At 35.9% G+C, this 25,049-nt stretch carries 18 protein-coding genes; 9 read left to right on the top strand and 9 right to left on the bottom strand.

The window, feature by feature from the left end:
* The first annotated feature begins 51 nt into the window (after positions 1–51).
* A complete protein-coding gene (locus tag IEV85_RS17965) occupies positions 52–1,347 on the top strand; it encodes a T9SS type A sorting domain-containing protein (protein WP_188466035.1) in 1,296 nt (431 codons plus the stop codon).
* A gap of 83 nt (positions 1,348–1,430) precedes the next feature.
* Here IEV85_RS17965 and IEV85_RS17960 read toward each other — a convergent pair whose 3' ends face one another.
* The 3 genes from IEV85_RS17960 to IEV85_RS17950 form a co-directional block, all read right to left on the bottom strand.
* Entirely contained in the window at positions 1,431–2,129 is a 699-nt protein-coding gene (locus IEV85_RS17960; RefSeq protein WP_188466033.1) for a hypothetical protein, read from the bottom strand.
* Between the two features lie 113 nt (positions 2,130–2,242).
* Positions 2,243–2,896 (bottom strand): response regulator, encoded by a 654-nt coding sequence (locus IEV85_RS17955; RefSeq protein WP_188466031.1) that lies wholly within the window; start codon positions 2,894–2,896, stop codon positions 2,243–2,245.
* A gap of 37 nt (positions 2,897–2,933) precedes the next feature.
* Positions 2,934–5,087 carry a tetratricopeptide repeat protein gene (locus IEV85_RS17950; protein WP_188466029.1) on the bottom strand — a complete coding sequence of 718 codons (2,154 nt, stop codon included), beginning with the start codon at positions 5,085–5,087 and terminating at the stop codon, positions 2,934–2,936.
* Positions 5,088–5,244: 157 nt separating this feature from the next.
* On the opposite strand from IEV85_RS17950, the gene IEV85_RS17945 reads away from it, so the two are divergent.
* The 4 genes from IEV85_RS17945 to IEV85_RS17930 all read left to right on the top strand — a co-directional run bounded on the left by IEV85_RS17945 (position 5,245) and on the right by IEV85_RS17930 (position 8,696).
* Positions 5,245–5,736, top strand: coding sequence for a hypothetical protein (locus tag IEV85_RS17945; RefSeq protein ID WP_188466026.1), 492 nt, complete (start codon positions 5,245–5,247; stop codon positions 5,734–5,736).
* A 269-nt stretch (positions 5,737–6,005) separates the two neighbouring features.
* On the top strand, positions 6,006–6,398 hold the full coding sequence (locus IEV85_RS17940; protein WP_188466024.1) for a hypothetical protein: 393 nt from the start codon (positions 6,006–6,008) through the stop codon (positions 6,396–6,398).
* 129 nt (positions 6,399–6,527) lie between these two features.
* The gene (locus IEV85_RS17935; protein WP_188466022.1) at positions 6,528–7,580 is read left to right on the top strand and encodes a DKNYY domain-containing protein; all 1,053 of its coding nucleotides are present in this window, start codon (positions 6,528–6,530) and stop codon (positions 7,578–7,580) included.
* A gap of 288 nt (positions 7,581–7,868) precedes the next feature.
* Positions 7,869–8,696 carry a hypothetical protein gene (locus IEV85_RS17930; RefSeq protein WP_188466020.1) on the top strand — a complete coding sequence of 276 codons (828 nt, stop codon included), beginning with the start codon at positions 7,869–7,871 and terminating at the stop codon, positions 8,694–8,696.
* A 53-nt stretch (positions 8,697–8,749) separates the two neighbouring features.
* Here the strand turns inward: IEV85_RS17930 and IEV85_RS17925 are convergent, their stop codons facing one another.
* Positions 8,750–10,657: a tetratricopeptide repeat protein gene (locus IEV85_RS17925; protein WP_188466018.1), complete on the bottom strand. Its 1,908-nt coding sequence runs from the start codon at positions 10,655–10,657 to the stop codon at positions 8,750–8,752.
* A 72-nt stretch (positions 10,658–10,729) separates the two neighbouring features.
* The gene (locus tag IEV85_RS17920; protein WP_188466016.1) at positions 10,730–11,893 is read right to left on the bottom strand and encodes a hypothetical protein; all 1,164 of its coding nucleotides are present in this window, start codon (positions 11,891–11,893) and stop codon (positions 10,730–10,732) included.
* A 169-nt stretch (positions 11,894–12,062) separates the two neighbouring features.
* On the opposite strand from IEV85_RS17920, the gene IEV85_RS17915 reads away from it, so the two are divergent.
* From IEV85_RS17915 to IEV85_RS17900, 4 genes are all read left to right on the top strand, one after another.
* Complete coding sequence (locus tag IEV85_RS17915; RefSeq protein WP_188466014.1) at positions 12,063–12,518, top strand: hypothetical protein; 456 nt, start codon at positions 12,063–12,065, stop codon at positions 12,516–12,518.
* A 175-nt stretch (positions 12,519–12,693) separates the two neighbouring features.
* On the top strand, positions 12,694–13,332 hold the full coding sequence (locus IEV85_RS17910; protein ID WP_188466012.1) for a VWA domain-containing protein: 639 nt from the start codon (positions 12,694–12,696) through the stop codon (positions 13,330–13,332).
* 216 nt (positions 13,333–13,548) lie between these two features.
* The gene (locus tag IEV85_RS17905; protein WP_188466010.1) at positions 13,549–18,258 is read left to right on the top strand and encodes a BspA family leucine-rich repeat surface protein; all 4,710 of its coding nucleotides are present in this window, start codon (positions 13,549–13,551) and stop codon (positions 18,256–18,258) included.
* A 40-nt stretch (positions 18,259–18,298) separates the two neighbouring features.
* Complete coding sequence (locus IEV85_RS17900; RefSeq protein WP_188466008.1) at positions 18,299–19,192, top strand: PorP/SprF family type IX secretion system membrane protein; 894 nt, start codon at positions 18,299–18,301, stop codon at positions 19,190–19,192.
* 205 nt (positions 19,193–19,397) lie between these two features.
* On the opposite strand, the gene IEV85_RS17895 is transcribed toward IEV85_RS17900, so the two are convergent.
* Genes IEV85_RS17895 through asnB form a run of 4 tightly spaced genes read right to left on the bottom strand, consistent with a single transcriptional unit; the run spans position 19,398 to position 25,049 of the window.
* Positions 19,398–21,161: a chorismate transformation FkbO/Hyg5 family protein gene (locus IEV85_RS17895; protein ID WP_188466006.1), complete on the bottom strand. Its 1,764-nt coding sequence runs from the start codon at positions 21,159–21,161 to the stop codon at positions 19,398–19,400.
* Positions 21,162–21,165: 4 nt separating this feature from the next.
* Positions 21,166–22,032 (bottom strand): PIG-L family deacetylase, encoded by an 867-nt coding sequence (locus tag IEV85_RS17890; RefSeq protein ID WP_188466004.1) that lies wholly within the window; start codon positions 22,030–22,032, stop codon positions 21,166–21,168.
* Positions 22,022–23,278, bottom strand: a complete 1,257-nt coding sequence (locus tag IEV85_RS17885; RefSeq protein WP_188466002.1) for a glycosyltransferase — start codon at positions 23,276–23,278, stop codon at positions 22,022–22,024. Before IEV85_RS17885 ends, IEV85_RS17890 begins: the two co-directional genes overlap by 11 nt.
* Positions 23,265–25,049 (bottom strand): asparagine synthase (glutamine-hydrolyzing), encoded by a 1,785-nt coding sequence (gene asnB, locus IEV85_RS17880; RefSeq protein ID WP_188466000.1) that lies wholly within the window; start codon positions 25,047–25,049, stop codon positions 23,265–23,267. Before asnB ends, IEV85_RS17885 begins: the two co-directional genes overlap by 14 nt.

Here is a 25,049-nt window from a genome sequence, read left to right as displayed (position 1 = left end):
CCTTAGACTACATTAGCAAATATAAAATAGCATAAAGCAAATATTAAATACATGAAATACTTCTTTTTACTAATTATTTTTATTGTCGGAGCTGCTTTAAAGGTCTCTTCGCAGGATATAAGTACCCTGCGGGTGGATGAAAATGGCATACATGCTAATGCTTATTTAAATTTGAATGCTTCCCGGCAAAGGTTAACTGAAAAAATCAATTTTGAATATACAGCTTTAGCCTTAAAGAGTGAAGAGCAATTGGATTTTTCTGAATTTGCAATTGTAGCAGAGGATGACACAATTTATTTTGATAATGAAATTCATGCTCCTGAAGGTTCAGGATTTTTCTATTCTACACTTATTCATTTTGATGAACTTCAAACTCAGATTAACTTAATACATCCGCAAGGAGTTGAAGGAGTGCATTTGGTTTTAATCAATGGCTCTGGAGGAAGTAAAGGCATCGGGGAAAGGAAACCCAATTATGAAGCAATTAATAATTGCGAATTACCCAATTTGGTGCAGCAATCAGAATGGAGGAGTGGTTTGCCTGCTCCTAATTATGAGCGCAGCTTTACTGTTGTAGAGAATATGATTGTACACCATTCTGCTTATCCTAATAGCATTACTGATTATGTACAGGCAGTAAGGGATATTTATATTTTACATACTAAAGAAAATGGCTGGTCGGACATAGGTTATAATTATTTAGTAGCTCCTGACGGAACTTTGTTTGCAGGCAGAGACCCTGGTGATGGTCCTCAGGATCAGGTTTTGGGGGCTCATTTTTGTGGATCAAATAGTACTACAATGGGAGCATGTATGTTAGGTGATTTTAGAGTGCAGGATGCTACCGAAGAGGCTTATACTACATTAAAAGGCTTATTGGCCTGGAAAGGGTCTAAAGATAACTTAAATGTGGAAGCGCAAAATCCCCATCCTTTAAATGATGATTTAGGAGTAATTGCAGGACATAGAGATGGTTGTAGTACAAGTTGTCCAGGCCAATTTGTTTACGATAGACTACCGCTTATAAGAAGTGAAGTGGCTGCACAAATTAATGAGTGCAAAGAGGAGCCTGAAGAGCCTGAAGTCACCCTCATTACTTATACTGTTTACCCCAATCCAGTAAAATCGAATTATGAATTAAATTTTGTTATGGATGAAGTGGATCAAAAGACACTGGATAATATACTAATTTATGATTCATTCGGTAAAAAGATTAAATGGGAGGGGATTTTATATCAGGAAAAACAGATTACTATTAATTTACCTCATACTCTGGAGTCAGGAGTTTATTATTTGCATGTGCTGAGAGAAACAGCAACTGTTACCCGAAAATTTGTAATACTTTAATAGTTAAAAGATAATTCATTTAATGAGGTAATAGAAAATGGGCAACATATCATCGGTATGTTGCTCTTTTATTAATTTCTATATTATTGCAACCTCACGTGAATTCTGTTATAATACAAAGTGGTGGTTCCTTCAAAGCCTGAGTCTGTACCAACAATTACCCACAAGCTTCCTGAAGCATTTGATTGTATTTCAAGAGGGTCGTTAGTGTTACTCAGCGTTATTAATTGGTAATTAAATTCATTACCTTCAATACCTACAGTGCCTAAAACTTTCATTTGGCTACCACTGAGTGCTTGTTCACCTTTGTCAATATTCATTCGGATGCTGCCATCTTCCATAATAGTATCGGGTTCAATGGTTGAGCCTCCTGCTTTTAGAAATACACTTCCACCCGGGCTTCCACCAATACCGACTGATGCTTCAGGGTATTGAGAGGCGAGTTCTATTTCAAAAATTGCTGAGTAATTTTTATTGGGTTCCAGTCCGGTAATTTTAGTTTTTACGAACATGAACAAGTCATCGCTAATATTTCTTCCCGAAAGCATTAAAGCCTTACTGTCTTCATTAGTCTCTTCAGGTAAATCAGTTCTCTCAAAAGTGAATTCGAAACGATCCTTGTCCCATTCTGCAGGATAATCAGAGTAATTAGCTGTCCATCCTTCTGTACTACTTTCAAAATCGTATGTAAAGTTATTGGTATCTACACCTGAAGGATCATCACAAGCTGTGAACGCACACGTTGCAATTGCCAATAAATAAATGTTCAATAAAGATTTCATAGTTCAAAAAGTTAAAATTAGAAAAAGTCCCTATATTATTTTTAACCACTGATAAAAATGAGGGTTGAGATATATTATTAATTTTTTCTAAACCTGAGTGTACTGAAAAATCATTAATCCTCTTCATCAAGAAGTCGATTTTCCATAGCGTATTTTACTAACCCTGCTGTGTTTTTTGAATTAAGTTTACTTAGTAAATTTTTTCTGTGAGTATTTACGGTATTTTGACTAATGAATAATTTATCGGAAATTTCCTGAGTAGTATATTCTAAAGTAATGTATTTTAAAACTTCTTTTTCTCTTCTGCTTAATTGAATGGTGTTGTACCTGTCCTTTTTCTGGTAAAAGGTCTGGTTCATAAACTCAGTTTTAACCTCCTCCGCAAAATATTTTTCTCCATCATAGATAGTTTTTAATGCTTTGAGGAGTTCTTTTTTTTCTGCATTTTTTAGAAGGTAGCCGTCCACATTGTTTTTGATACATTTGCTGATCATAGCTGAATCATTATGAGTGCTCAGGATCAATGTTTTGATTTTCGGATACTTATCTTTCAGTAATTTACTCAGTTCTATCCCATCCATTTCAGGCATGTTAATATCAGTGACTACTATGTCTATTTCATGCTGGCTAATAAGTTGGGGAACAATCTTTCCGTTGAGGGCAGTATCCACTATGTTAAGCTCAGGAATACTTTCCAAAAGTGCACAGATGCCTTCCAAGAATATTTGATGGTCATCAACAATTAGAATATTAATTTTTTTGCTCATGCGTTATTGTCTTATTTGTATAGAAATTTTTTGTCAGCTAGCTAAACACAACATCTTTTTCTTTTAGCTCAATTTCGATGCTTACTATCGTTCCTCTCTCTTTAAATGAATCGATCTCTAATCTGCCTCCCAATGTTTTAATTCTTGACTGAAGGTTAGAAAGACCCAGTCCATAGGATTTTTCGGACAGGTCAAAACCTTTTCCATGGTCTTCTACTATGAGGTTGATATGATTTTTATCTTTAATCAGTTGAACTTCCACAAAATTAGTCTGAGCATGTTTAACTACATTAGTGATTAACTCTTGTAGAATGCGATAGATTTCCACTTTAAGTTCATCTGTTATTTCATTCAGTCCTGCCTCTCCATGAAAGAGATATTCAATATCGAAATGGCCTGCCTGGGAAATTTCATTCAGGTATTTTTTAAGAAAATCTACAAAGGAATGCTTCAGCATTCCCGGAGGGGTAAGGTTGTGGGAGATTGTTCTTACTTCTTTATAAACATTGTCCACACTCATAAGCAGATTGCTAAATTTGGGTTCACCATTTAATGTTTCACCAAATGCCTGTAGCCTCATTTTAATGGCAGCTAAACTCCCGGCCACTCCATCATGCAGCTCTTTGGCAATTCTTTTCTTTTCTATTTCCTGTCCTTCAATATGGGCGCGGATGGTTTTAATTTCAAAAGAGCGAATCATTTCCAGAGATTTTTGCCGATTTACTTCCTCTGTTTTAAGCGCCAGCATTTCTTTGTTTTTTACCTTTTGCCTGTAAACAATCAACAATATTACTATAGGTATTAAGATCAGAATAGCACTGGTGATAGTGATGTTCCGAATGGAAGAAAGTCTGTCCAGCTCATTTTTTTGATTAATTATATTCGCTTTTTGAAGCTCACTATCTTTGTTAAGCAAATCGATTTTTCTGTCTCTTTCAAGCAGCTCGTACTTATTTCTCTGCTCAGCAAGACTCTGATTTAGCAACTCCTGTTCGTAAAGTGCTTTATTCTTTTCCAGCTCAATTTCTCTAAGCTTTTTATCTTTTTTCAGTAAGGCAATTTCTTTTTCTTTTTTCTCAGTTTCATACTGTGTCAGCAGTTCCTCGGTTTTAATTTTATATTCACCGGAGTTGATGCTATCATACTTTTGGTAGAAAATTTCCATATGCTCAAGTGCTTTTTTATAGTTTCCAATGTTTCGATAGCAATCGGAAATATTAGAATGTATGTAGGGTGTATGCACAGAGCTGATTTTCTCAGCTATGATTAAACTTTTCATATAATACTCAATAGCCATCTCAAAATTTGACATTGCGTTGTAAATTAACCCCATCCGGTTAAAGCTAACCAATAAGTCTTTTTCAAGGCCTAGCTTTTCTTGTATCTCAATAATCTCCCGGGTAGTGGATAAGGCTTTTGAATATTTTTTTTCTTGTAAGGAAATATTGGCCAGTCCATTCAATGGTGTTAAGCTACAGTATTCATCAGCAATGTCATTACAAGCTTTCAGGCTCTTTTCATAATAAATAACAGCTTCATTAAACTGGTTCTGCTGATATTTTACCACTCCCATGTTGTTAAGGGTAATAGCGTATTGATATCCTTTTTTGCTTAATTGTGCACTTTCTTTAAAATGATCTAAAGCTTTATCATAATGTGATTGCTTTAAAAATATAATTCCTATGTTATTAATGAAAGGGGCGATTTGATCTTCCAGCCCGTGCTGTCTTGCAAGTTTAAGGCCTTCGGTGTAATAGTTCATGCTTTCTTCTCTTTGACCTATTTCATCATGTATGGTTCCTAGCTCTTTGTAGCACAGACTCATATTTTCAAATTGATTGAATCTCGAGAATATTTTCAGAGCATTATTTACATAATGTAGCGCTGAGTCAGATTCCCCTACATTTAAGAACCACTTCCCCAGGCGGTAATAGCTTTCAGCTTTTTTTACAGGCATTTGATATTTTTTGCTAATTACTAAAGCTTGCTGAATCAATCCTTTTGCGCGAGTGGGTTCCGTAGTATAGAGATCATCAAAATCATCTATTAATGCCTCTATTCTATTTTTTGTAGCTTCATTTACTTCAAAAGCTTGAGCATAACCATTACTTAAAAAGAAAAGCATCGCCATTGGGGCAAGGAATACCTTCTTTTTCAAAAGTGAAAGGAGTAAGTAGTTCAACTTAAACATACATAAAAAATTATGCTACATAGTTACCTGTTTCTGCATGATGTTCAATCACCATTTATAAGGATTTTGCTATCTGCTATTTTGTGGTGATTACTTTCAGAAGCTCACAGAGTAAGTTTGCACTATTTAAAATTTAATCAGGCTCTTAATAAATAAAATGATGTGGAGAAATGAAAGTTATTGGTTCTTTATTACTTTCTGTCTTTTCAGTATGCTTTGGTCTAAAGCTCCCCTGTATGCTCAAAAATTAGGAGCTTATGTAGAGCAATTTGAATGTAAGGTTGGCTCAAGAGACCTGAAAGTTGAATTACTGAAAATTGGGGAAGTAGATACTGAAGAAATGCTTATAAGGATTTCCGGAGTTGATGATCCTCTGAATGAGCAAATCTATAGATATAAAAAAGTAGGTAAAAATACTAAAGAAAGACTGAAAGAGTATGAATATGTTACTTATCAGATACCGGGTAACGGGAAACATACTGCTTTTAAATCGGAAAATGAGTTTGATGAGCAGGTATTTAGAGTGTATTTGATTGCAAGGCCTGAAGAAAGTTTCCAGGTTTACCCTGCTGGTTCTCCTGTAAATCTGGAACCCAAAGTGATTTATGAAGAATATCTCAGACAGAGAGAAATGAGAAAGAAACAGTAAAGTGAAATCCTGCGCCAAAGTATTTTATTATTTGATCTGATTATGGCTTGAAGGCTGTGCATCTCCAACTATTATTCCTTTTACAGAAAAGCGGCTACTTAAAATAATGTAGGTACAGAGACTTTTATAGTTATAGCTAAATTCTAATCTTCATTTATTCTCACTATTTATAATGATTTTTTTCAATGCGCTTTTTTGGTGATTTATGGAGAGTGTTTAACGGATAGCTTTGCTTTAAATTAATTAATACACCACAAAATAATTTTTAAATGGGATTACAGGAAAAGCGTTTAGCTAAAGAAATTCAGACAGAAAAATTACCTGCTTTCGAAGCAAAGATTAAAGAAATAGCAGGTTACGAAATCAATGTAGATGTTGATTGGGATACTTTTACTGCTTATGATAGCTATCCGTTAAGCAGGTTGGAGATTGTATTTGATGATATTGCTGGTTTTTTGAAAAAGATTTGCTCGGATGACATAGGCAAAGAAGCATTGAGTGAATCCATGAAGACCATTAAGCTTGTAAATATGGATAAGACGGAGGAATTAAAGATGGAATTAACTGATAAGGTATTCTTCCTTAAGCTGCAATTAGCAGGAAGTTCTTTCGGAGCTTATACCGATTCTCAAATGGCTTCTTATGTAGAAGGTCAGTTATAATGGCTCCTATCAATATTTACACTATACTTTTTATATTTTAACAGGGTTAGTTTTGTTTAGGTAAATTAGGTGATCCTCATGCAATTTAAATTACCTAATTTTGATACTTTAAATTGAAAAAATATAAGAATGAATTATGCTGTAAATATTGTAGCAACAATTTTTCTCGTCCCATGGCCCGCAATTGTTATCATGTCTCCGATGATGATTGCAGCCAGGGGATTTAGTGATAGTAAATCTTCTATTGTTACTGCACTTTTATTTTTTAGCTATCCAATATTTTTATTTTTACTTATAAAGCTTTTTGGCTTTAAGTTTTATGGTACTGAACCCTTAGCATGGGTTTTAGGGTTTTCTGTAGTTGTGCTCATAATTATTCAGTTGTATGGCTTACCACGAATGCTGTATAACATCTGTAATGATATTTCTAACGAGGGCTATCACATCACTACCGAAAAAGTTTATAAGAATGGTATACCGTTAAAGGATGCAGATCCAGATACTTTTACAGCTATTGAGGGTACTTTGTTTTATAGCAAAGATTCAAATTACGTGTATGCAGATTACAAGATTATAGAAAGTGCTCACGCTCCTAGTTTTGAAGTAGTAGAGGGTAGTAATGGATTATATTATAAAGATAAAAATAATGCCTACACTCAATGGGGGATTATCGATAACTCAGATGGAGAATCTTTTGAATGGGTAGGACATAATTACGCAAAAGATAAAAACAATGTATATTTTGATCAGTATGTCGTTGATAATGCCGATCCTAACTCGTTTGAAGCCTTAGAAAGCTATATTGGAAAGGATCAAAACTCTGTTTTTGTGAGATACTACAAAGCAGACACTGATATAGATAATAAAAGCTTTGAACTCATACGTTTTGATGAAGAATTTTTTGGTAAGGACGAGCGACATGTTTATGCTGTTTTCTATAATTCATCCAATCCATTGCAAATATTTCCTGAAGCTGATCCGGCTACATTTAAGCCAATTGGAGAATACTATGCGGTAGATGATTCACATGTGTACCATTATAGCTACTATAGAGGTCACATTAAACTTTTAGAGGGAGTAAAACCTGAAAATTTTAAATTGGAGTATGATCCTGAAACCGGTGCAGATGCAAAATCACACAATAAGCTGTTCAGACAAGGAGAATTAGTTACCACCAAATGAGAAATAAAGTTAAACTTTAAAGGATCTTTAGAGGATAATGATAGAGATTAAAACCGATTTAAAAAGCATGCCAGCGGCAGAAGCCGTAGATAATTAAAAAGCTGTAGTTGCTTTAAATGATGGCACTATCTTGCTTACCTATCTGGGGCAAGAGAAAGTTTTTAGCTGTAAGCTGGCTGAGGAACCTGTGCAAATTGCAATAGAAGGATTTAATGTGTTTGTTTTAACAAACCCGTATCCTGTAGAAATAAAGGATAATCAGGAAAATGAAGAAGCACTGCCCTTAATATGTTGGCAGCCAGGAAAACAGGCATCACTTTATGGAAGCTGGCTGTAGGTGAGAATGACATCAACATCTCAAAGAAACGCAATAATACGGGAGGTTTTGCAATACATGAAAGGAAAATATTTGCTTGCGATCCACTTAAGGAAGGCTTTTATGTGCTGGATTTAGACCTGGATGAAGTAGAACGAATTCGGATTAATATTAAACCTACAAATCACAGACCCTGGTATTCATCAATTTTTATTATTGATTCTATTTTATACCTATTTCAGGATGAAAATGTAATAAGATGGTTTACAATCAATGAGGAAATTTCAGAAGGTGGAGTATTGGTGCCCGAAAATCTTCATGTGACTAACTTTATGAGTATAAATAATGCTCCAAAAAAGTTGATAAAAATAGGTGGTTATATTATAGGAACACTTGATTCAAGCCAATCTTTTCTCATCAATTTTAAGGAAAATGCCCCCTACATCGTCAATGACCCTAATGTTTTTATTGATTTGAAATATAAAGAGTCATATACTTTTTCAAAAAATATTCAGGCCAATACTTCAAACTATGCTTTGGCTATCAATAGGTATGTCATAGCTATTGCAGATACTAAGTTGAATGAAGTTCAATATGCTTTTTGTTTATCAAGTGCAGAGGGTACACTTAATTTAGCAAGAGGAAATGCTTATGGTAATTTTGCTATTTGTTATGCATGGACTTATGACCGGAAATTCCCAATAGTTATTTTAGATATGGCTGACCCAAAAATGCCTAAGATTCATACTGTGATTAATTTGGGAGGAGAAATTAAAGATTTAAAAATAGAATATGATTAAAGCAAAGCGGGTAGCGATTAATATAAATACTAGTTAATTCGCGAGTTTGCGGTTTAAGTATGTTTTTGGCTTAATACTTTGGTGATAAAATCTGAATCATAGCCCTTATTTATACATTCTTTAGCATAATGTATAGCTTGCTTTATTCTATTCAGCTTATAATAAATTTCTGCAATATTGGCTAAATACATTATTTCATTCGCGTAAGTATTATAAGCTTTTTCAAAATAAGGTAGAGCTTCTTTATGCCTTTCTTCTTCATCCAGCAAACAGCCATAATGATTATAAATGCGAGACAAAGTGTAAGCATCCTCTTTAGTTTTTTCAATAAAATATTCCTCTGTTAGATAGCATGCTTCGTAGCCCTGCGTATAGAAAAGTAATCGGGCTTCGTAGAAGTAAAGCATTGCGAAATTCGGTTGCGACTGAATTTGCTGCTGGCAGACCTTTTGCGCCAGTGTATAGTTTGTCTGTTGCATCAAGTCATAAATCTGGGATAAAACAAGCTGCTGTTGAACCTGTTTTTGCTTTTTTAGAAGCTTATTTTTAGCATCTTTCCATCTGTGAGATTTAATTTCTCTTTCCCATGCCGAAAATAACAACTGCACACCTTTTCTACTTAATTTAACATCTACTTTCCCTTTCAATAAATCAATAGAGATTTCGAATTTAAACACTGAATCAGGATCATTAAGCTGAGCAGGAAGCATCTGATCAAATAACTTTTCAGAATCAACATGGATAGTAAGCCATTGATAGTACTCGTAAGTAAATTCGAAAGATAGAGGGAGTGGTCTTTTTTTGATTGTATCAGTTTCTATTATTTCATCTTCTAAAAGGTAATTTTTAACATCCTTCACCCTTACTTCATGGTCTTCTAGAACAGTGCCTGTAATTTGCCAGTTAAAAAGGCGGTTCTTGATGGCCATTCGTTTGTAGAGCTGCTTATTTGCAGATAAATCCTCCAGCCCCGGGAACCGTCCATTTTCCGGAGTGGGAACACTTTGGTCTACTTTTTTGCTCTGAGTCTTTTGAATGAGTTGAATAGGTTTTATTAATGGTTCTTGTCTAGTATATAGCTGTAGAATACCACCTTTTTGTAAGCTAAGTATAACTTTTTCTGACTTTTTACCTCTCAGGAACTTAGATTTGTTTGTAGGATACTTTTCCTGCTCAAAGTATAGTTTTTCAAAAGGGAAAGCTAACTCTTCCTGATAGTTCGTTTCTTCAAGATGCGAGGTATAAATTATTTTGAAAACATTGCTTTGCTTAGGAATAGCAATTGACTTTATCAATATCGGTTTGTAAAACCTTTCGTTATACTCTGCTATTGAGTGAGTTTCAGAGATTTCATCTTTCTTGTGAAAATCTGGAAGTGCGGTATTTAAGAAAGTACTTTTAAACCTTTTGCGCGTATTGAGAAATGAAATCTCCTCAATGCTAATCAAAAGATCTGGGTCATAATCAATAGTTAGAGACAAAGTGGTAAAATAATAAGCTTGATAATATGCAGTGAACCAATATTTTAATTCCCTTCCTAAAAAGTACAGGGTAGGTAGTCCGAAAACAATAAAGATCCAAAGCAGGAAATAGGTTTTATAAAATACTCCTGTTTTTTGAAACAGCACAAAAAGGTACGAGCCTACTGTTGCTACAAGCTGTCCGCCCAAGATGACTAGAAATGAAGGCATCATCGACATTAATACAACTATGCCGGGAATACTCTTGGATGGAGTTTTATTGCTATGATTTGAAAAAGCATTTTTTAAACCATGGAAATGGTAATTAATAACTATTGAAGCAATTACATGAAAGAAAATGGCAATAGAAATCCCCCCAAAATATATGATTCCGTATGAAATAACTGTAAGCACCAATAATGGTAATACAGGAATCGCCAATAGTTCTTTCAGGTTGAAATAAGGACGACTTATTTTTTTGTAAGCACTATAACTCTCCAAGTTGACATTTTCCTTTTTAAAATCGTTGCATTACTTTTTTTTGCTGTATACTTTTTTGTAGTTATGAACCATTTAGTCATCATCCGTTTCGTAGACAATATCATCTAACCCTGTTCTTTCCTGAGCTCTTTTAACAAAAATATTATCAGACTCAGCACCAAGAGCTCTTTGAGTAGGGGTTAAATTTCCATTTAGCCAAATCATTCGATTCTCTGTTTCTGGGATCGTAATTTGAGTATTTAATCTTTCTATTGCTTCATTTAGCACTTCAATAATTACAGGGTTCTTTTCTTCTTTCAACATTTTTTCAAGAAAGGGAAGCGTTTCTTTGTCGTTAAGGTCTGCTAATGCAATAATTGCAAAAATAAATCCCCTCCTGTTCTCCTCTGATTGAAGATAAGAAAAAGCACCTTTACTGTCATTAGCTAGAATCCATTTACTGTAAAGGGTTTGATGGACGAAAGTATTATCCTGATAGTACTCCCCTGTAATATTAATTGCATGGTTCAGTATATTGATATCAATTTTACTATCAAAAATTGTTAATAGTAAAGCTATGTATCCTGAAGCCTGATTAACCTCATATCCTCTTTCATCATGGGAGCAGAAAGTATATATATCAAATACTACGCTTGCAAATTTTTCCCTATCGTCTTTTTTTAGCCAAGTGATAGCCTGAGCTATAGTCAGCGCAGTACTTTCATCCGGGTCGCCACTTAAATACTCCCATTTTTTATTTTCTATAGCGTACTTTTTTGCAAAATTGAAAGCTCGATTGAAGAACGAAACAACATCCTCCTGAAATTGGAGGTTATAATAGGCTTGAATTAAATCAAATAGCACTTGACCATCTTCATACTGATAGCCATGATCATATAAATAATCTTTTCCTTTTAAAAAATCCTCAGCATTTTTAAGGACTACTTCAAAACTATCTCTATCTCCCAGTCTTATTAACACATCATATCTTCTATTCAAATCTGTTAAAGCAATATCCTGAATTTCATTTTTTAATTGCTGATTTAGCGTTTGTTCATATTCATTAATTGCACGATCGAAATAAATATCACTTTGCTCCTTTTTGAACTGTGCAAATGCAGCATAATCATCCGTATAGTTGGGATAGCGATATCCGTATATTTTATCGAAAATTGATGTATAGCTGAATTCCTCAGAATTTGAAAAGGAAGATAATTCCTGTGCTATTGTGTTTTTGTAATTATCTGAATTAGCCATTTTTATTTAGTCTTTTTGATTGGAGATTGAGACAAAATACTATAAATTTTTTTTCTCATAAATCACCATTTATAGTGGTTTATCAATCTATTGTATGCCCTATCATTGTAACTATAGAGTTATGTCAGATTTCAAGCAGTTAAAAATTAAAAAGAAAAAAGCTAGGATTATGGATGTAATATTACCTGTTCTCATTTTCTTGGTTCCTATATTAATTGCTTTTAAGCTATGTGAGTGGCAAGTAATATCAGCTTTTCTTGTAGGACTCATAGCAGTGCCATTTTTCATAATATTTTTATTTCATGTTTATGAGATTTATTTCATAGGCAAATCACCTGACTTTAATGGGGCATTTACAATTTCCGCAATGTTTGCAATGTTCGGACTACCTATTTATTTAATTATTATACTTCCGCTGTACTATTTCCTGCAATCATTGCAGTTTCCTATTAATTATAGCTTTCCAATCGTGATTTCCATTATCATGAGCATTTTATTTTTAATAATGAATGAAAGGGAATGGGGCTGGAAACAAATTGCCGTGATATTACTCTGTAGCTACATTCATTCTTATTTTATATTATGGGTAATTGCTAAGCTAAGGAGTATCTCTATTCCTGAATAAGTTAATCTAAATAGGCTAGGTAGAAATCTATCCACTCACCTAATTTAATGATTTTTACATATCACTTCTTACAGTGTGTTTTCTCATTGTTACTCAGCATAACTTTGTGTTATTATTTGATCACAGTATGTGATAGATGATGAGTTATTATTTCTCACCTTAAAATAGAAAAGTTATGACCAAGAAACACAAAGTTTACAACTTAATTATATTGGATGAAAGCGGCTCAATGGGATCTATTAAAGATATGATTATTGATGGTTTCAACGAGATTGTGCAGACAGTTAAAGGGATAGCTAAAGAATACCAGGATCAGGAGCATATTATTTCTTTAGTAACATTTAACGGTATTGGTATTAAAGAGCTGCATTTTAATGAGTCGGTAGAAAAGTTATCATTAATTGATAAAGATAAATATCAGCCGAATGCTTCTACACCTTTGTATGATGCCATTGGGTTTAGCTTTAATAAACTTAGGCCCATTGTTGAAAAGCAGGAGGACTATAATGTATTGGTCACTATTCTTACTGATGGATTAGAAAATGCTTCCAAAGAGCATAGTGGACAGGAGATGAAGCAAATGATAGATGAGCTGAAGCAAAAGAACTGGAGCTTCACTTATATAGGGGCTGACCATGATGTGGAAAGTTTTGCTACATCTATTTCCATTAACAACACTATGACATTTACCAAAAGTGCCCCTGCCATGGCCAAAATGTTTGAAAAGGAGAAGCTGATGAGGGGTAAGTATAGTAAAATGATAAGATCTAAGGAAGATACTTCTGGCGACCTGTATGCAGATAATATAGAATAATTTTCAGTTTAATTTTAGTTTGGTTATAGCCTTCTCTCATTTAATGGGAGGAGGCTTTTTTATGTACAGATAGATACACGTGCAGTCTTTTTCACCATTTATAGTGATTTGCCAGCTTACACTTTTGTGGTGGTTTTTCTGATGGGCTTAGCAGGTAGTTTTGCTTTTGAGATATAATGAAGATAGCATCTATTTAACAAAATCTTTAAGCTGAAAATGAAATATTCTTTATACAATGCTGGGGTGTTTTTACTGATACTTACAATGTCTATAAGTCTGAAAGGGCAAAATTATCCGCCAGTTTTAGATAAAAACACACTGAAAGGAGCGAAAGGAATTACGTTTCCAAATATTGATTTAGTGGGGTCAAATAATAGTTTTGGTAATGACGTAAAGTTTATTGGAGATATTAATAATGATGATTTAGAAGATATAGCTATTTCAAGTGATTATGCTGTAATTGATGGAAATGATTTCACAGGCAGAGTATATATAGTTTTTGGTACTGAAGAGGAATTTGAGGATAATTTTGACCTAAACAGTCTAGACGGAGATAATGGTTTTGTGGTAGAAGGAGTTGCAGAAGATGAAAGAAGAGGAGGGGCAAATGCAGGCGTAGGAGACATAAATGGTGATGGAATTGATGATGTGATCATTGGAAGTGATCAATTAGCAAAGGATATGATAGTGTTATATGGACGAAATTCTTTCCCTTCACTTATTAAATCCTCGGAAATTGATGGAAGCAACGGATTTCGAATAAAGTTTTATGGTAGTAACTCAGTTGCTGGCCTAGGCGATGTTAACGGAGACGGAATTAATGATTTTATTATAGGAACACCGCATTGGTCGGGCAGTTCACGTATAATTTTTGGTCGCTCTGATAACTTCCCTGCGGAGATTGATGAAGCCTATCTTGATGGAATAAAAGGATTCAGTACTAGTGAATTCCCTGCCTCAAGAGCTTCTTATACGGTAGGTGGAGCAGGAGACATCAATAATGATGGAAACAATGATATTTTGATTGGTAGTTGGAATGCCTATAGTGGAGGTTCTGATGATAAAAAGATAAGTTACGCCTTATTCGGTAAAAGTGATTCATTTGACCCATTAATTAATATTACTGAAGTTGATGGTAGTGATGGCTTTTTAATTGATAATCGAGATAACGGTTTTATTTCTTATGTAGGAAGTTTAGGAGATATTAATGGAGATGGAATAGATGATTGCTTTTCCGAAAATAATGTCATTTTTGGATCAGAGAATCCTTTCCCTGCCGCATTGATGAGGGCTGATTTTGACGAGGAAACAGGCTTTTTAGTGAAAGATTTTGTCAATAGTATGGCACCGGCAGGAGATCTGAATTTTGATGGGATTGATGATTTTGTTATTGTTGGTAGTGATTTTATAAGCATCGTTTATGGGGCTTCTGATGGTTTTCCAGTAGAATTTGACAGAGAAGAAATTGACGGAAGCAATGGCTTTCTGATTGATGATTTATCCGGAACGGGTAGAGGAATTGATGGTGGAAAAGATTTTAATGGAGACGGTAAAGCCGATTTTATTTTTCCAGATAGAAATTATAATGATAGAAACGTTTATTTGGTCTTTGGAGGAGATCACTTTGCCATTCCTCTTCATGACGATTATCCTAAGGTTGAGGATGTTACTACTGAGGGCTTTTCACTTAATGTAAAAGCTAAGGAAAAAGGGAAGATTCATTTTGCTGTTTTTGAAAGTAGCACTAATTATTCCGTTGATTATGAAACTATAAATTTAGGCTCGGATGCAGTTCTTCATGGTGAATTCCCCTTAAATGCAGCAAATACTGAGTTTACCAAATTGATAGAAGGATTAAAATCCAGCACAGAGTATGATATTCATTTATATTTTGAAGATGAGGCAGATAATACAGGGGAAATTTATTCTATTGAAGATATTAAAACTTCATTTGATCTTGAAACTGCCTTTGTCACTACCTGGGATACTGAAGAAGAAGGGTACACTAACGATGACCAGATTCAGTTGATTGCTTTTGGAGGCCCCTATGATATACATTGGGAGAAATTAGATGATCCATCTGTTAATGGGATTGTTGAAGATGCGGCAGGAACTAATATAATTACTTTTCCAGTTGCAGGTCGATATAAAGTTTATTTACCTAATTCAATCACACACTTTCTCTTTAATTCATATAATACAGATGCTGAAAAATTATTAACAGTAGAACAATGGGGCGATGCAGAATGGCAATCAATGGAAGATATGTTTAATGGTTGTACTAATTTGACTATTCCTGCTAATGATGTACCCGATTTATCAAATGTTACTGATATGAATCATATGTTCTATCAGGCCTCTTCATTTAACACCGATATTGGAGACTGGGATGTATCGAATGTTACCAATTTTAACTCGCTTTTTTCATTTGCTTCCAGTTTTAATCAGGACTTAAATGATTGGCAGGTTAGCAATGTCACCTCCATGAGAGCTGCTTTTTATGGTGCCTCTTCATTTAATTCTAATATTTCCGATTGGGATGTAAGCAATGTTACCATAATGAATGAAATGTTCAGACATGCCTCAAATTTTAATCAGGATATAAGCGAGTGGGATGTTAGTAAAAACACCACTATGTATTTTATGTTTTCTGAAGCTACCAATTTTAATCAGGATATTGGAGCCTGGGAGGTCAGTAAGGTGGAAAATATGTATTCCACCTTCAAAGATTCACCGGCTTTTGATCAGAACCTTGGAAATTGGGATATTTCAAAGGTGGAAAACATCGGCCTGTTTTTAAATGGTAGTGGTCTTTCACTATGTAATTATTCTGCCACTTTAGAAGGATGGTCGGAATTAAACCTTCAAGATGGTTTAGTATTTCATGGAGGTAATTCCAGATTCACGCCCGAAGCGGAAGAATTCAGGCAGACTATCATTGATGATTTTGATTGGATAATATACGATTACGGTAAGGAGACCAATGCAGTAACTATTTCTGTTGGCCAAGAAGTAAGCTGTCCCGGGGCTTCAGATGCAGTTTTGGAGGGGGGCTCTTCCATACCTAACGTTGATTTTAAATGGTATAACGAGGAAGATGAGTTAATAGGAGAAGATGCTATACTCGAAAATTTACAAGAGGGAATTTATAGGCTAAGAGTTGAAGTATCTGCAGATTGTTTTTTCACTAAAGAAATTACACTTTCTGATGGGGAAGATGATGAATCACCAGAAATCACTTGTCCTGAAAATCAATCCTTAACAATCGGTTCTAATTTGCCAAATTATACATCTCTGGCCACCGTGAGTGATAATTGTGATGCTAATGTAGCTGTTAGTCAATCTCCTTCCATTGGGACTGAATTTACTGAAGAAACAATAATAACCCTTACGGCAGAAGATGCACAGGGAAATATTGAAAGTTGCACTTTTACAGTTGAAGTTTCCATTGATAATGAAGCTCCTGAGATTGACTGTCCAACAGATCAAAGTTTGTCTTGTGTCATTACAGAAATCCCTGATTATACTGATTTGGTAAGTGTCTCGGATAATATGGATCCCGAACCTGTTATTTCTCAAACACCAGCATCCGGAAGCCCTTTTACTGATGGAATGACCATTACTATGACAGCCAAAGATGGTGCGGGAAATACTAATACCTGTACTTTTACAGTGATTCGGGAAGAAGATACCAAGGCGCCATCTATCACCTGCCCGGCAGAGCAAAGTTTAGTTCCCGGGGAAAGCCTTCCTGATTATACAAACTCTACAGTCACCGATGATTGTGATAATGCTCCTGTTATTACGCAGTCACCAGTAGCGGGTACAGTATTTACTACTGATATGATTGTCACCTTAACTGCTACAGATGCCAGCGGAAATACCCAAACCTGTACTTTTGAAGTTACAAATAATCCAGACATTGAAGCTCCTGAAATTTCTTGTCTGCCGGATCAGCAAGTCGACTGTGCAGTGACAGAGGTACCGGATTTTCTGGGAGAAATAACAGTTTCAGATAACCGGGATGAAAACCCTGTATTGAGTCAAACTCCTGAAGCAGGAACTGAATTTACAGGAGAAACTACTATCACCATATCAGTAACAGATGCTTCTGGAAATAGCTCGGAATGTAGTTTCTTACTTAAAACATCTGGAGGAGAAGCTCCTGATTTTGCCTGTTTACCCGATCAGGAGTTGACCGCTGCTGAAAATTGCGAAGTAGTAGTGCCTGATTTTACTGAATTAATAGCGGCTGAAAGTGACTGTGCAGAAATCAGCATGATAACTCAAAGTCCGGAAGCAGGAACGGTGATACTTGAAAATACCGTGGCCGCAGTTACTGTGGAAGACAATAACGGACAACTAAGTACCTGTAAATTTAATCTGAAAGTTCCAGCAAGTCTCTTTCCGGAGGTAGATGCAGGTGCTGATGCCAGAATTTCTATTGGTGAAAGTCATCAGTTGGATGCCTTTGCCTCACAGGAAGGTACCTATAGCTGGTCACCGGATGTAGGTCTCAGTAACTCCGATATTCCAAATCCTGTAGCTTCACCAGAAAAAAGTACCACGTATACTGTAACATTTACCGATACTTCTGGCTGCGTAACGGAAGATGATATTACTATTGAAGTAGAAAGAATTGTTATCCCAAAAGGATTTTCACCGGATTATGATGGTATTAACGATACCTGGGTAATAGCCGGTATAGAAAATTATCCGAATAATGAGGTAATTGTTCATAACAGGTGGGGTAACATCATTTTTTCTATAAAAAGCTACAATAACACATCCCGTAGCTTTAGTGGCCTTGCCAACAGAAATATTAAAATGGGTGCAGGTGAACTCCCTGAAGGTACTTACTACTATTATATTCAGTTAGATCCTGAAGAAGAGCCTATAAAAGGCTTCATTGTTTTAAAGAAATAGGAGTGGAGTAATGGAGACTAATATTCAAAAAAGAGAAATCATGAGAAGAATTTTACTAACACTATCCGTTTTACTAATTACTATTAAAATTCAGGCTCAGCAATTACCTGCCAGCTATAATTACCTGTTTGATCCCTTTTCCATTAACCCTGCTTATGCCGGCTTTGCTGTAGATCCTGTATTCAATTTCATGGCTAAAGGAAATTTGAATAATGTGGAGGGAGCGCCAATGTCTATGGCTTTTTCAGCTCATGGGCAAGCTTTGCATCCAAATGTAGCATTTGGAGCTAATGCTTATAGCGATAGGATTGGTGTTTCAAATACTAATGGAATTTATGGAAGCTACTCCTATAAACTAATTTCAAAAAACCGCAATGCTTACACTTCGTGGGGCTATCATCCGCATGTATTGTCATTTGGAATCAGGGCAGGTGCTGCCTTCTATAATGAAAGGCTTTCGAGCTTGAATATAGATAATGATCCTAATTTTGAGAAGAATGTGAATTTTGTTTCTCCAAGCTTTGGGGTGGGAGTTTATTATAGCAAGGATAGATTTTTTGCGGGCTTATCTGTGCCTGAAGTATTAACAGGCTGGGAAAGAAAAAACCTGAATAAGGATATGCATCTTTTGATGAATGCAGGCTATGAAATATTTACAGGTCATTTTACTAAGGTACAGGTGAACTCTCTTATCAAGTATGTACAAGGAGCACCTGTGCAACTGGATGGTCATTTAATGCTTGAATTTAAGGAGAAGTTAATGATTGGAGCTGGCTATAGATCAGTTTCAAGGATGAACTTTATGATTGGTTTTCCTTTTCTTAATGGATTTAAACTAGCCTATGTTTACGAAATGATGTTGGGTAAGCATGCAAAAAATTTAAGTTTTAATAACCATGAAATTAATATCAGGTACAGGTGGAATAGGAGGTGAGGTGTATCAAGAACTGCTTTTAAACTGCTTTAATAAAAGGTATTTCAATCGTAATTAATACTTTAAGGCTTTACAAAGCCTATTTCAGAAATTCGCGGTGCAAACGTGAATTATAAATGGCATTGCTTAGCAAATTTTTGTATGGTGTAAAGTACATTATCCCCAGGTTCTGTGGCTCACAGAACCTTTTCTCAGACTTACTCCCTCACTCCACCATCTCCTTAATCTCCTTTTTACTCAATTGCACATTATCTCGCAAACTGCCGGAAACACCTAAACAATAGCGGCAGGAGGCTAATGGTTTTTTATTATTGAGATAATGAAGAGCTTTCTCTTTAAAATCAGGTGCTGTAATGTCAAGTCCATCAGCTTCAGAATAGGTAGAATGCTCTAATTGCGGATCGATTTTAAGTATACCTAAATAGTCATCCATATAGGCTGCGCGGGTGCATTTGTAAAAGCGTCCATTGCGGATAATGTGGCATCTGTGGCGCATCCAGCAATCGTCATAAATGCGCTGAATTTCTGTAGGGTCGCTAAAAGGTTCTTTCACGAAAATTTCATTGAACTGCTCTACATACTTAACATTGGTAACAAAACCATATTGCTTGGCTTTCTCTTTGATTAAATCCAGACTTCTTTGCTTCACTGGAGCACTTTTGTAGTTGGAAATGGTCAACTGATCAATTTCCTGCCAAAAGTATTCGGACATCCTATGCACTAATAAACCATTTGAAACCACCCTGATTTGAGATGCTATCTCATAATGCTTAATAACCCTGATAATCTCATCTATCTTCGGGTGCAAAGTGGGTTCTCCTCCTGCTATTTTAAAGAGGTCAGGCTGAATGGTGTCTTTTAAAAATTTGCATATTTCTTCAATCTCTGCCACTGACATAAATTTTTGCGGGTTGAGTGGAGAAATATTGCAACAGTCCCGGCAACGGAGGTTACAATGCTCGGCTATGTGCAGCTCAAATGATTCTGTTCTGATTTTACCCACATCATTTAAGGTATATTTTTCCTTTCCATTTTGCTCAAACTCCCCCTTTTTTACAAAGATGGCTTCAATCTCTACCAAAAGTTCATCTCTGCAAATATCAGCTTGCATAAAGGAGAGCTTACAATCAGGAGAAACGAGTTTCTTTAAATACTTTCGTAAGAAGTCTTCATCTTCCTTATTTTTGTAGTAGGTACGGAGCAAAACAGCATCTTCCAGCGCAAACCCATAATCAATAGCATAACGTTTTAAGTTAAACTGGCTTCCTAAAATGCGGAGGTTGAGAATGCTTTGATTTAACTGATCATACAGGTCAGAATAGATAGAATCTTCTCCCACAACACTTGCTGTACCTGATGAAATGAGTAAAGTCTGTTGCAGGTTTTTATAAATGGCACCCCGGCTAAAAAGTGGAGGGCGCTGACCGTATTTTTCCGAATAATTTCTGGCCGCAGTCTGTTCTTTATTTTCCAGAAAAGTTATTTCACTTTTTACTGCTAAAAACTCAATTCGGAGGCAGTTTGAATGGCTGCCTACCGCACTTGCAGAAGGCATCATTGAGGTGTTGAACTGTGGGCCGAAGTACTTTTTAAAAGCCTTAAACCTCCCGCTATTAAATGCTTCATAATTATTTTTGAAGTCCGGGTTTTCAGAAGCTGCCAAAATCTGAGGTACATAATTCCAGATTCTTAATAGTTGGTAGTCAGGAAAATTGTGTAAAGCATTAAAAATGGCTTCGTAAGCCGAAAAAGTATGATGTTCCAGATCTTGACTAAGGTTTACTTCCACTTCACCAAATAAGCCATTAGGTGATATTTTTAAATCTACCACTCCATGCTTTGCTGATTCGACCTCTTCTGTTTCGCTCAGCCAACTATCTACCAGATCACTTTCAGAGGAACGAGTCTGGCGGAGTACTTTCAAAGGGGTATCTTCTATTGATTCTGATGATTTTGTAATAAATTCCATAGTGTCAGTTTTTCTTCCAAAACGATTCTGAGTAAGCTTCTCCGGAATCGGGGTTTAGTATTGTTTTAATATTTTTAGCATCACCAAATAAGCTTGGCCACTCTGTTTGGTAGTACAGAATCGCTTCACATTTCTTCTTAAAAAAGTGCTTGTCGAAATAGGATTTCTCTCTAGTGAGTTTGCTGGTAATAACCTTCTCAGTCTTCAATGAATTCAATTCCTCCAGATATAGAAGGTTACTGGCTTTTTTGTCGATCTCATCCATGGTGTAATTATGGACAAAAGGCAGCTTAATATCCAAAAGGCTAGATGGCAGGTTTAGTAAAGGGTATAATTCATATGCATAGCCTAATTTTTGTAGCCTTATTTCTGTCCAGCCTGGTACTAATGCATAGGGCAATTCCTCGTAAAATTGGATTTTTAAAGCCTCAAAATCAGTATGGTAGCTGCTTTTATGTACCAAATGATGATCAATATGACCGCCCACCCCAAGTGGGAAACAGACCTGATTAGGTTTTATTTCATGTAGAAGTTTTGATATGGCTAATGCGATCGATTTTTCCAACTCTTTATCTTCGGCATTATGATTAAACAAAATAGTTGAGAAACTATGATAATTGCCGTTGCGAAACGGGGCATCCGTAAAGTCAAGATGAATAGCTTTAACACCTAAAAAAGATAATGCTTCAATATCCTGCTTTCTTCTATTTTGATAAACAGCATTCATCTTTTCATTGTATTCTGCACACGAACTGAAAATACTGGCCACTAGTACTTCTGCTCCTTCTTCCTTCCATTGAGCCATTGAAGCACCACAGCTTAAAACAGCATCATCTAAGTGGGGCGATATAATGAGATATTTATTTTTCAAGAGGAAGTTCAGGTTTTAATGGTTTTTTATGCTTAGCTAGTTCAAGAATCAATTGAGCTGCTTCTTCGGGCCCATTATGTTGGGCAAACGATTTTCCGATTATTCTGGCATTTTTAACTTCAGCCGTATCCTCATTTAAAAGTAGTAGTAACTGTTTTTTATAGGTTTTTACATCAGGAGTTTCAGTATCCAAAACCTTTCCTACTTTTGCCTCTTGTATAAACCTGGCCTGCAAAAACTGGTCATTACAGAGTGGGAAGAGGGCAATTGGTTTCCCATGTGCCAGACATTCCATTACAGAGTTAGCACCTCCATGGCTGATCATTAAGTCAATATGAGGAAGTAATTCTAGTTGGGGAGCATAAGTAACTGCAATTACATTCTCATTTAGTTCATGGATGAAGTCGGTATTCATTAACTCATTCACCGCAAAAATGAGTTGCACCTCTGTGTCCATCAAAGCTTCCTGAACGGCTTTAAACAGATGCGGATGATAATAAACCTGGCTTCCCAGTGACATATAAACTTTTTTACAATTCGGTTTTAGCAGGTGAAAAGGGAAATCCTGCTCATCTCCTCTATTCTTTTCATTGAAAGAAGTTCCCACATAAAAAGAGAAATCATTTTGGCTCAACCAGCGAGGGATATAAGCTTCAGTGGAAAATACAATATTGAGCCAGGGTGAAATCAAATCGCTTATTTTAAAATGTGGAGTTTGAGCAGATTTTTGAAATAGTTGTTCCCTTTCTTTTTGGTATAAAGTAAGTGTTTCAGTCAGCTCGCAGCTCCAATTGTCAGGAGTAATAGGATTAAGAGAGGAGGAAATACCTGCCCAGGGAATTTTTTTACTTTCTGCCACTAAAGCAGCGGCATACATCATCGGGTCGGTAACAATCAGAGTCGGTTGAAAATCATCAATTACCTTCTCTAAAACAGGGATTTGCTCAGGTACAGCATCTATCAATAAAGTTTTAATCCACTGCTGCATCCATTCTTTGTTCTTAATTTTCTCTGCAAAGGCTTTTCCCCTGGTTAAGAAAGCTTCTTTATCTGATTTAGGGTGCTTATCAAAGTATACAGGAATATCAAGACCTGCTTTTTTGATTTGTTCGCTGATATCGGCCACTGCAAAGAAAGCTAAATTGCACCCATACTTCTGTAACGCCTGTGCCACACCGATCATGGGATTTATATGTCCTTTTTCAGGGATGGTCACAAAAAGTATCCTTTTATTATTCTGCATCATGTTGTACTCTTTTTAATAAGCAAATCATGTTAAAAAGCATCATTCTGTCGTTTTCTTCAATGGTTTTTAATTCACAAAGTGCACTTAAAGTATTTAAATTGAGATAATCTTCTACAAAATCATCCATTTGCAGAAGCAAGCTTTTAAGTACAGCCTGATACTTTGCTCCCAGCCTTGGATCTCTCGGTAGGGCAGATTTCTTTCGGTTGGTGATATAATCGGGCAGCCAGTTTTTAGCAACCATTCTTAATAAATATTTCTCATTTTCATTTTTAAATCCCATTTCAGGGCCTATATGGCTTACCACTTCCAGCAAGTTTTTATTTGCAAAAGGTACCCTTGCCTCCAGGCCGAAATTCATCGAATGAATATCACCATTGTGGAGCAACCTACCCAGCCAGCGTTTATAAATCAGACAGCTCATGGCTAATATTTTATCCTGCTGATTGCCGCTAAAACTAAAGCCGTTTCTTTCTACCAGCTGAGTATATTTTTTATTCAGAAAAGCAGTAGGATGAATTTCTTTTTGGATTTTTTTGGATAGCAAGCTGGCACGTTGCTCCCCTCCGAACCTTTGTAGCAAACCTGAAGGACTATGATTTACTTGTGGATTAAGCAGGAAGAAATAACCATAATTGGTTTCATCTGCAGCATCGCCCACCAGTACAGCTTTAAAATCTTTTGAAGCGGCTTGCGAAAGAAAGTGTTGCGAGAATTCCTGCTCCCAGGCAGGAATTCTGTCGTTGATAATTGCTAAATTATTTAATGCACTTAGAATACTTTTGTTAGTCATAGTAACAGCTTGCATTGGCAGCTTTAAATCTTCTGCTAATTGCTTAGCATATGGAAAATCATCAGAGTTGACAATACTGCTTTTACTAAAAATGATTTTTTCATGGTCCTGAAACTTAACAGTAAAAGCACGATGACCCGCAGTTTTGTTTCTGAGAGCGAGAGCACTAAGTATTGAGGAATCCAATCCGCCACTGAAGAAACTCGCTACAGGAAAGTCAGCTTTTAAAGCCATTTTGATACTTTCTTCAAGATTATAGCCAAGATACCTGATGAATTGTTCGCGGGTTGAAGCCCCCTGTCTTTGTGTAAAATTGTAGTAGCTGCTTCTAACTACTTTATCTTTAGAGATATGAAGTTTTTCGCCTCCTTGAAGAATAGCAATGCCCCTGTAAATAGTGTTTTCCACCCCACTGAGCATAGGTGCAACCACATATTCCGTCAGAGCTTCAATACAGATTGAAGGCTTTCTATCCAAACTGGCAAGTATTCCTTTCACTTCCGAAGCAAAAACAAATTCTTCTCCTGCCTGATAGTAAACAAAAGGCTTAACACTGAGTGGGTCTACCGCAGCAAAAGCAGTTTCGGTGTGTGTGTCCCAAATTAGAAAGGAAAACATTCCTATAAACCTGTTCAAACAATCTTCTCCCCACACAAGGTAAGCTGCAAGAACTACTTCTGTATCAGACCTGGTAATAAATTGATAAGCATTTGATAATTCTTTACGTAAGTCTTCATAATTGTAGATCTCTCCATTATAAACAATCAAATATCTCTCTGAAGCATCATAAAAAGGTTGTTTTCCTCCTTTCTCATCCAGCAGTGCCAGTCTCTGATGGCAAAAGGCATGGTTTTGATGTACTGCAGTTTGCCTGTCATCCGGCCCACGATGTAATTGTGCCTGCTCTATTTGCTTAACCCTTTTAAGCAATGGCTCATCTGAGTCTTTTGAAAATAATATGCCGCCTATTCCACACAT

The organism is Marivirga lumbricoides, from assembly GCF_014636295.1.
Taxonomy (GTDB): Bacteria; Bacteroidota; Bacteroidia; order Cytophagales; family Cyclobacteriaceae; genus Marivirga; species Marivirga lumbricoides.
The sequence above is the reverse complement of the archived record's forward strand: the minus strand, read 5'-3'. Positions and strand labels throughout refer to the sequence as shown.

Excerpts from the sequence above, each read along its gene's own strand:
- IEV85_RS17965 (WP_188466035.1), top strand. The coding sequence starts at position 52 with ATGAAATACTTCTTTTTACTAATTATTTTTATTGTCGGAGCTGCTTTA.
- IEV85_RS17960 (WP_188466033.1), bottom strand. The coding sequence starts at position 2,129 with ATGAAATCTTTATTGAACATTTATTTATTGGCAATTGCAACGTGTGCG.
- IEV85_RS17955 (WP_188466031.1), bottom strand. The coding sequence starts at position 2,896 with ATGAGCAAAAAAATTAATATTCTAATTGTTGATGACCATCAAATATTC.
- IEV85_RS17950 (WP_188466029.1), bottom strand. The coding sequence starts at position 5,087 with ATGTTTAAGTTGAACTACTTACTCCTTTCACTTTTGAAAAAGAAGGTA.
- IEV85_RS17945 (WP_188466026.1), top strand. The coding sequence starts at position 5,245 with ATGATGTGGAGAAATGAAAGTTATTGGTTCTTTATTACTTTCTGTCTT.
- IEV85_RS17940 (WP_188466024.1), top strand. The coding sequence starts at position 6,006 with ATGGGATTACAGGAAAAGCGTTTAGCTAAAGAAATTCAGACAGAAAAA.
- IEV85_RS17935 (WP_188466022.1), top strand. The coding sequence starts at position 6,528 with ATGAATTATGCTGTAAATATTGTAGCAACAATTTTTCTCGTCCCATGG.
- IEV85_RS17930 (WP_188466020.1), top strand. The coding sequence starts at position 7,869 with ATGTTGGCAGCCAGGAAAACAGGCATCACTTTATGGAAGCTGGCTGTA.
- IEV85_RS17920 (WP_188466016.1), bottom strand. The coding sequence starts at position 11,893 with ATGGCTAATTCAGATAATTACAAAAACACAATAGCACAGGAATTATCT.
- IEV85_RS17915 (WP_188466014.1), top strand. The coding sequence starts at position 12,063 with ATGGATGTAATATTACCTGTTCTCATTTTCTTGGTTCCTATATTAATT.
- IEV85_RS17910 (WP_188466012.1), top strand. The coding sequence starts at position 12,694 with ATGACCAAGAAACACAAAGTTTACAACTTAATTATATTGGATGAAAGC.
- IEV85_RS17905 (WP_188466010.1), top strand. The coding sequence starts at position 13,549 with ATGAAATATTCTTTATACAATGCTGGGGTGTTTTTACTGATACTTACA.
- IEV85_RS17900 (WP_188466008.1), top strand. The coding sequence starts at position 18,299 with ATGAGAAGAATTTTACTAACACTATCCGTTTTACTAATTACTATTAAA.
- IEV85_RS17895 (WP_188466006.1), bottom strand. The coding sequence starts at position 21,161 with ATGGAATTTATTACAAAATCATCAGAATCAATAGAAGATACCCCTTTG.
- IEV85_RS17885 (WP_188466002.1), bottom strand. The coding sequence starts at position 23,278 with ATGATGCAGAATAATAAAAGGATACTTTTTGTGACCATCCCTGAAAAA.
- asnB (WP_188466000.1), bottom strand. The coding sequence starts at position 25,049 with ATGTGTGGAATAGGCGGCATATTATTTTCAAAAGACTCAGATGAGCCA.